General features: G+C 56.9%; 7 protein-coding genes and 2 pseudogenes. 3 read left to right on the plus strand and 6 right to left on the minus strand.

Translation table 11 applies throughout. From position 1 onward, the window contains the following. Together P1U71_RS16065 and tdh are read right to left on the minus strand one after the other, a co-directional pair. Positions 1 to 278, minus strand: a pseudogene (locus P1U71_RS16065) (glycine C-acetyltransferase); the annotation flags it as partial. Next, positions 275 to 1,333 (minus strand): L-threonine 3-dehydrogenase, encoded by a 1,059-nt coding sequence (gene tdh, locus P1U71_RS16070; protein WP_301106652.1) that lies wholly within the window; start codon positions 1,331 to 1,333, stop codon positions 275 to 277. The gene tdh and the pseudogene P1U71_RS16065, both read right to left, overlap by 4 nt. Positions 1,334 to 1,421: 88 nt before the next feature. Here tdh and P1U71_RS16075 point away from each other — a divergent pair, with 88 nt between their 5' ends. After that, a complete protein-coding gene (locus tag P1U71_RS16075; protein WP_301106653.1) occupies positions 1,422 to 1,997 on the plus strand; it encodes a helix-turn-helix domain-containing protein in 576 nt (191 codons plus the stop codon). 28 nt (positions 1,998 to 2,025) lie between these two features. Here the strand turns inward: P1U71_RS16075 and P1U71_RS16080 are convergent, their stop codons facing one another. From P1U71_RS16080 to P1U71_RS16095, 4 genes are all read right to left on the minus strand, one after another. Continuing rightward, positions 2,026 to 2,625 (minus strand): dihydrofolate reductase family protein, encoded by a 600-nt coding sequence (locus P1U71_RS16080; protein WP_301106655.1) that lies wholly within the window; start codon positions 2,623 to 2,625, stop codon positions 2,026 to 2,028. A 31-nt stretch (positions 2,626 to 2,656) separates the two neighbouring features. Further along, entirely contained in the window at positions 2,657 to 3,931 is a 1,275-nt protein-coding gene (locus tag P1U71_RS16085) for a glycerate kinase (protein ID WP_301106657.1), read from the minus strand. 65 nt (positions 3,932 to 3,996) lie between these two features. Then, positions 3,997 to 4,437 carry a GFA family protein gene (locus P1U71_RS16090; protein ID WP_301106658.1) on the minus strand — a complete coding sequence of 147 codons (441 nt, stop codon included), beginning with the start codon at positions 4,435 to 4,437 and terminating at the stop codon, positions 3,997 to 3,999. 17 nt (positions 4,438 to 4,454) lie between these two features. After that, positions 4,455 to 6,482: a molybdopterin-dependent oxidoreductase gene (locus P1U71_RS16095; protein ID WP_301106659.1), complete on the minus strand. Its 2,028-nt coding sequence runs from the start codon at positions 6,480 to 6,482 to the stop codon at positions 4,455 to 4,457. 192 nt (positions 6,483 to 6,674) lie between these two features. Between P1U71_RS16095 and P1U71_RS16100 the strand changes: the two genes are divergently transcribed. After that, positions 6,675 to 7,499: an NAD(P)-dependent oxidoreductase gene (locus P1U71_RS16100; protein ID WP_301106660.1), complete on the plus strand. Its 825-nt coding sequence runs from the start codon at positions 6,675 to 6,677 to the stop codon at positions 7,497 to 7,499. Between the two features lie 40 nt (positions 7,500 to 7,539). Next, positions 7,540 to 7,648: pseudogene (locus tag P1U71_RS18045) on the plus strand (GMC oxidoreductase); the annotation flags it as partial.

The raw sequence follows: 7,648 nt of genomic DNA on the forward strand, positions 1-7,648 counted from the left end.
TCAAGAATTTGATGCACATCCTGCGTCCCGCAAATAAAGCGGACAGACGCCGTGCTCGCTCCGTATTTCAACAGGGCAGCCCGCGCGGCTCCCACAACAGCCGGATGATTGGCGAACCCAAGATAATCATTGGAGGACATAAGCGTGACCTCGCCCGCATCTTTGAGCCGAATACGGTCACTGATCGGTCCTTCGATGGTTTTCAGCTTCTTGTAGGTTCCGTTTTGATCAGCAGCGGCAAGATCCGCCGTCAATCGGTTAATCAGGTTGTTTGTCATATCGGTAATCTTTGCTCTATCTTTTGAAAATCAAGGACGATCTTGCCGCATGCGCCCTCGTCCATCAGCTCAAAGCCGCGCTTGAAATCCGTTGCCGGGAGAACATGGGTAATCACTTTCTCCATCAGGGCCGGATTTTTGAGCATAAAGGCCTCAACCTGATACCATGTTTCATACATGCGCCGCCCGGTCACACCGATCAGGCTGACGCCTTTCATAACAACTTTCGCACCCAGGTCGATCTCGACCAGCCCCGCCGGAATACCAAGAAGCGCAACAACAGCGCCGGGCGCGGCAATGTCGAGCGCGGCATTCAACGCCACACCGTTTCCGCTTACCTCCAGCACCACTTCGGGGCCATGCCCCTCCGTGATCTCCAGAATTTGCGCGGCACAATCGGGATCACGCGGATTAACGACGAGATCAAGATCAAGGCTTTTTGCAATCGCCGCCCGGGCCTGGTTCGGTTCCTGCAACATCACCGCCCGCGCGCCATGAGCTTTGGCAATGGCTGCCGCGAACAGGCCGATCGGGCCGCCGCCGACAATAAGAACATTCCGTGCCGTCACTTTCGCCGTTGCGACCATATGCATGGCATTTCCGACAGGATCGAAGACGGCGGCATGGTTATCCGGGATCGCGTCCGGCACCCGCCAGAGGTTGCTCGCCGGGACTTCGACCTGCTCGGCGAAGGCGCCGGGGCGATCTACGCCGATAATGCTCGTCTTCTCGCAGATATGGGCATTGCCTGTCCGGCAGAAATGGCATTCCCCGCAGGAGATGTGGCATTCCGCAGACACGCGATCACCGATTGCATAACCAGTCACGCCTTCCCCAATCGCGGAAATGCGACCGACAAATTCATGGCCGATGGTCATCGGTGTCTTGATCCGGCCGGCCGACCAGCTATCCCAGCTATAGATATGGTAGTCGGTGCCGCAAATTCCGGCCGCGATCACATCCACCATAACCATACCGCGCGCCGGTTCGTTCAAGGGCTCTTTAAACGCGGACCAGATACCGCGGGCGGCTTCGGTTTTGGCTATTGTGAACATGGGACACCTATTTTCTAGCAATTGGAAAAAAATCCGTTATACTGTATTTCGTAAATTATATTGGATTTAATTCCTGTCAACTGGAAAAATGTCAGACACACAAAATAATCCTCCTGCCGTCGGGGCGACCGTTAATCGCCTGCGCAAAGAGAAACAGCTCACCCTCGATCAGCTCGCGGCGGTCTGCGGTGTCTCGAAGTCGATGCTCTCCCAGATCGAGCGTAATGAGACCAACCCGACCCTTGCCACCGTCTGGCGGCTGGCCGAGGCGTTGGGCGTCACCATTGACGATATCGTGCGCGGCGATGACCCGTCGCATAGCCTGACCGTTGTCAGCGGCGCGTCGATCCCCGTCCTCAATGACGCGAAAGGGCAGTATAGCCTGAAGGTACTTGGGCCCGCGAGCCTTGTTAATGATATGGAATGGTATGACGTTGCGATCAAGCCAGGCGGCAAGATGACGTCAAACGCGCATACGGCCCGGACGACGGAGCATCTCACGGTTTTCAGCGGAGAACTCACCGTTACGGCGGGCAGCGAGGCGGAAAAGGTTGGATCGGGCGAAACCGCCCGCTATGCCGCCGATCAACCTCATGAGATCGCAAACACCGGCTCGGAGGAGGCGCGCGCCCTTCTCGTCGTGCTGATGGGCAAGCAGATATAACGGCAATTCGATCGACCTGCCTGCACACTCAGAATGAGCCGGTCTCGACCTCACCATCCCGACGGAAATTCGCGATAATCACTCCCGACGGGGTGGTCTTTGTGCCGAAAGGCTTAAAAGCGTAAGGCATGGCTCCGTCACCGAACAACCGCTTGCCCTTGCCAAGTGTAATCGGGAAAATCTTGAGCCAGAATTCATCGACAAGATCATTTGAGAGCAAGGTCTGGATAAAATTTGCGCTGCCATGAACCTGCAGTTCGGGCCCTTCCTCTTCTTTCAGGGCGCCGATTTGGCGAACAACATCCCCTTTCATAAACACCGATTTCTGCCAGCTATGGTTTTCAATCGTGTTTGAGGCCACATATTTTGTCGCGTTGTTGATGGGGGCGCCGATCTCGTTATCATGCTCCGGCCAGTAACCCGCAAAAATATCGAATGTCTTCCGGCCGAGCAGAAGATCGAACGGCCGCCCCATCTGCTCGCCCATCGTGGCGCCCAGCACCTCATCGAAATAGGGAACGGTCCAGCCGCCAAACTCGAAATTATCGCTGGTATCCTCCTCCGGCCCGCCCGGAGCCTGCATGATTCCATCGAGAGTAATAAAGCTGAGTACAATAATTTTTCTCATGATATGCCTCCTGCTGTTGCGTGCCGCGTGCCTATCGTATCAGGATCGCGCGGAAATCATTGACATTGGTTCTTGTCGGGCCGGTCTTGATCAGATCGCCAAGCGCCTCGAACAGGCTGTAGCTGTCATGCCGGGCGAGATAATCCTTTGCCTCCAGCCCTTTTGCTTGCGCACGGGCAAGCGTATCGGGTGTGAGGATCGCGCCGGCGTTATCCTCCGTCCCGTCAATCCCGTCCGTATCACAGGCGAGCGCATTAACCCCCTCCAGCCCGTCCAGATGATCCGCAAGCGCGAGGAGGAATTCCGCATTGCGCCCGCCGCGCCCTGTCTCTCCATCGCTCGCCTTTACCGTCACCGTGGTCTCCCCGCCCGAAATCAGGACGCAGGGTTTCGCCGCAGGCTGGTCATGCAGCTTCACCTGCCGGGCGATGGCGGCCATGTCGGCGGCAACGTCGCGCGCCTCCCCCTCGATACGATCGCCGAGAATAACCGGCGTGATCCCTTTTGCAGCGGCAAGGTCGGCGGCGGCCTGCAATGATTCTTGCGGCGTGGCGATCATGATGGATTGCGCATTTGCAAATGCCGGATGGTCCGGCTCCGGTGTTTCCGATGCCGGGCTCTTCAGATAGGCGTCAATAGACGGTGGAATATCGATCCCGTATTTTTCAAGAACCGCGCGCGCATCCGCCGACGTCGTCGCATCCGGCACGGTCGGGCCGGAGGCAATCACCGCCGGATCATCCCCCGGCACGTCGGAAATCATCAGGGTCACCACCTTCGCCGGATAGGCCGCGACAGCAAGCCGCCCGCCCTTGATGGCGGAGAGATGCTTGCGCAGGGTGTTCATCTCGGTGATATTGGCGCCGGATGCCAGCAACGCCTTGGTCACGGCTTTTTTCTCTTCCAGCGTGATCCCGTCCCCGGGTTTGGCCAGCAGCGAGGATCCACCCCCCGAAATCAGGCAGAGCACCAGATCGTCTTCGGTGAGACCGTCAAGCAAGCGGAGAATATCATCGGCGGCCTTCGCCCCTTCCGCATCAGGGACCGGATGCCCCGCCTCTACCACCTTGATTTTTGTGAGTGGCAGGCCATGCTCATAGCGGGTGATGACGAGGCCTTCAAGCGGGCCGTGCCAATTCTCCTCCACCGCTTGCGCCATGGAGGCCGCGGCCTTGCCCGCCCCGATAACGACCGCGCGGCCCTTCGGCACAGGAGGCAGATGCCGGGCAAGGGTTCCGCGCGGATCCGCGGCGGCAACCGCCACCTCGAATAGCTCCGTTAGAAATTGTCGCGCGTCCTGAACCATCTGATCCCCACCCGTTGAACACCCTGTTTTTTAACGGAGATCAGGGTCTGATGGCCAGCGGTATTTCAGGTTGAATCAAGAATAACGTGAGGCGGAGTACCTTGGAGATATTGCGGCAGGCCATCGGTAATTTCATAGTAATCCCCGGCGAATTCTGTGAAGATATGGCGTGCCGTTTCAAGGCCGGTCGGCTCATCGAGTGACGCAGGGGCAATGCCCATATTGCCGCCCTTCTTTTCTGTCCAGAAAATACTCGAACCGCAAGTGTTGCAAAATCCCCGTTTTGCCTCCACCGAGCTTTCAAACCAGGTCAGGGTATCGTCCTTGATAAAGACAAGATTTTCCGGAAGCGCCACCGTGAAGCCGTTCAGATATCCCGCCGTCTGGCGGCATTGCTTGCAATGACAGACGACGACAGGGCGAAGCGGCTGATAAATCTCGAAACGGATACCCCCGCAAAGGCAGCCGCCCTTGGCATGAAGTTTCTTGTCACCACCGTCACTCATGTTGCCTCCCATAAACCTCAGGCGGCCACCACCTCGACCCGGCAATCGTTGAAGCAGGCCCCCTCGGAGAGGTCCGCCTTGAATGTCGGTGCAAGGGCCGAAACCGTCTGGTTATTCGTCGTTGTTTTAAACCAGGATCCTTTTGGCGAATAGAGCACACCCGGGCGGACATTGTCACTTATTTTCAGCGGCAAAAAGACTTCTCCGAGATCATTATAAACCTTGACCTGAATACCGTCGCTGAACCCGCGCGCCGTCGCATCATCGGGATGCATTTCCAGCTCCGGCACATCGTCATTCGCCTTCACCCCGCCAAAGGTGGAAGTGATCATCTTGTTCGATGACGGCGTGACGAGGGAGAGCGGAAAGCTATCCTCAACCGGATGATAGGTCGGAATTTCTTCCCCGAATGTGTCTTTCAGATATCCCGATTTAAGCTCAATCCTGCCGCTTTGCGTGCCCGGCACGGCGTTTTGGAACAGGATCGTGTCTTCCTCGTTCCGCTCCATGGAGAGCGCAGTCCCGACTGGGATTTCGCTGGGTTTAAAGCCTTTCAGGCGCGGATCATTATTGTCGATGGCGTCATCGATCAGCTCCTTGTCCGTTGCCTTGAAGATTTCCTCGTTAAAGCCGAAACGCGCGGCGAGACGGCGGAATATCTCCGTATTGGGGAGCGATTCCCCGACCGGGTCAATTACCGGCTCCGCCCGTTGCAGATAGGGCTGGCCATAGGCGCAGAAAATATCGTCATGCTCGAAATGGGTCGCGGCGGGCAGGATGATATCGCAATATTTCATGCTGTCCGTCATGGCGACATCGCAGCCTACGGTAAAAATATCTTCCCGTTCAAGCCCCTTTCTCGTCACATTCTGATCGGGGGAGACGATCACCGGATTATGATTATAGATAAACAGACCCTTCAGCGGGATATCGAGATCCTCCTCCACCAGATGCCGCCCGATATCGATGATGTTGAGCGTACGGGTTCCCTCCGGGATAAGGTCCGGCCGTTGCAATTTGTTTAGAGTTTTAGGAAAGAGGTTTCCGGCCCCGCCGACAATGCCGCCGCCGGCAACACCGAATTTCCCCGCAAGCGCCGGCAGCGCGAAGATCGCGCGGATGCCGTTGCCACCATTGCGGTTACGCTCGATCCCGTTGCCGACGGAGATCGCCGCCGGGGCTGTCTCCTTATAAAGCTGTGCAAAGGCCCGAATATCCTGGGCGGACACACCGCAAAGCTCCGCTGATTGCTCGATGGTGAATTTGCGCGCCTCCGCCATGAACTCTTCGGCGCCCTCCACATGCTGGTCGATAAAGGACTGATCGAACCCGCCGATCCGCTCCAGCTCCACCGCGATGGCCCAGGCGAGGATCAGGTCCATGCCCGGCCGAACGGGAAGATACATATCCGCCTGCTCCGCGATCTTGATCCGTTTTGGATCGATCACGACCAGCTTCGCGCCCTCTACCTTTGCCTTCTTGATAATTGGCGCGAGATGCAGGTTGCAATAGGTCACATTATTGCCCCAGACGACAATCAGCTTCGATTTTGCGCATTGCTCTGGTTGCATCGCCCCCGCCGCGCCGAAAGTTCCCTTATAGGCCTCCGATTTCACGCCGCCGCACATGGAACGCCGGAAAAGGATCGACGCCCCCAAGCGATAAAAGAAGCGCAAGTCCATCGAGCCCATCGCCAGCAGGCCATGCGGCCCTGCGTAGTTATAGGGCATGATCGCCTGCGGTCCATGTTCCTCAATGATGGCGGTGAATTTCTCATGGATGGTATCGAGCGCCTCTTCCCAGGAGATGCGTGCAAACTTCTCCCCGCCTTTCTTGCCGACGCGTTTCATCGGGTAGGTCAGGCGGTTCTTGCCATGGACAAATTCCGGGTAGTAGCGCGCAACCTTGTTGCAGACAACGCCATTGGTAAGCGGATTGGCGGTGGAGCCGCGCACCTTCGCGACCTTCCCCTCCTCCACCGTGACGGTGAAACTACAGGTATCGGGACAGTCAAGCGGGCAGACACTGGCAAGTTCAAGAGACATGGTTTTATCCTCATCGCAATAAACGTAAAATTCCGTTATCATATCATGATGCAAAATTGGCCTTTTAAAAAGGTCCAATTCCTATGGATCGAGGGAGCCAATATACGGTCATCCTCCGCGCATATATATTAGAAAAAGATGACGTTTCCTGCCGAAGCGAGTATAGTTTTGAAAAATCGGGGGGAGAACACAATGGTGAGGCAACCGGTAATCGGGGTCGCAGGCTGCGGAGAAATGGGCCTGCCGATGGCGAGGAATTTACAGCAATCTGGTTTCGAGGTTTATGGCTATGACGTGCGGCCAGCGGGGGAATTTGGCGATTTTTCCACCCGTATGTTGGAAAATGCCGAAGCCCTCGCCGCCCGATGCCCGGTGATTATCTCGGTTGTCCGTGACTGGGCTCAGACGGAGGAACTTTGCTTTGGCCCGGACGGCCTTTTCTCCGGCGAAGGCCATCCTGAAACCCTGATCATCAGCTCCACCCTGTCGCCGAAGATGATCTCAAACCTGCGAAATATAATCCCCGCCGGAACGCAGCTTATCGATGCCCCGATGTCTGGCGCACCCTTTCGTGCCGAAGATGGCACCCTCACCTTTATGCTGGGCGGGGAACCGGACGTCATTTCCGTTGCTATGCCCGCCTTTCAGGCCATGGGCAGCGAGATCAACCATCTCGGCCCGCTGGGTCAGGGCATGATGTGCAAGGTGCTGAACAATATGCTGGCGGCAAGTTCCGTCGTTGCCGTGCGGGAGATACTCAATGCCGCCGACGCGCTCGGTTTCCCGCGGGACCGCTTGCTGGAAGTGGCGAGCAGCAGCTCCGGCGGAACCTGGTTCGGTGATAACCTGGATAAAATTTCCTGGGCAAAGGAAGGCTATTCCCTGATTAATACCATCGGTATTCTGGAAAAGGACGTCAACGCCCTGATCGACACGACAGCGGATTTTCCGGAACTCCGGATCAATGAATTCGCCAGAAGCGTCATCGCGGAGCTTCGCAACCTGCCGGAGGAGTGAGGCCTATCATCCTGTGGGCATTTGCAAAATGAGCGTTGATGGCTTGCGCATTGCCGATGCGTCCATTATGCCATCGATAACAGGCGGCAATACCAATGCCCGACGATCATGACCGGCGAGAAGGCCGCCGACATGATCCGAGCGGCGGG

Source organism: Sneathiella sp. (assembly GCF_029233945.1).
Classification (GTDB): domain Bacteria; phylum Pseudomonadota; class Alphaproteobacteria; order Sneathiellales; family Sneathiellaceae; genus Sneathiella.

What these genes read in the sequence shown, in the direction of transcription:
- P1U71_RS16085 (WP_301106657.1), bottom strand. Translation starts at nt 3,931, where the DNA reads ATGGTTCAGGACGCGCGACAATTTCTAACGGAGCTATTCGAGGTGGCG.
- P1U71_RS16100 (WP_301106660.1), top strand. Translation starts at nt 6,675, where the DNA reads ATGGTGAGGCAACCGGTAATCGGGGTCGCAGGCTGCGGAGAAATGGGC.
- tdh (WP_301106652.1), bottom strand. Translation starts at nt 1,333, where the DNA reads ATGTTCACAATAGCCAAAACCGAAGCCGCCCGCGGTATCTGGTCCGCG.
- P1U71_RS16095 (WP_301106659.1), bottom strand. Translation starts at nt 6,482, where the DNA reads ATGTCTCTTGAACTTGCCAGTGTCTGCCCGCTTGACTGTCCCGATACC.
- P1U71_RS16090 (WP_301106658.1), bottom strand. Translation starts at nt 4,437, where the DNA reads ATGAGTGACGGTGGTGACAAGAAACTTCATGCCAAGGGCGGCTGCCTT.
- P1U71_RS16080 (WP_301106655.1), bottom strand. Translation starts at nt 2,625, where the DNA reads ATGAGAAAAATTATTGTACTCAGCTTTATTACTCTCGATGGAATCATG.
- P1U71_RS16075 (WP_301106653.1), top strand. Translation starts at nt 1,422, where the DNA reads ATGTCAGACACACAAAATAATCCTCCTGCCGTCGGGGCGACCGTTAAT.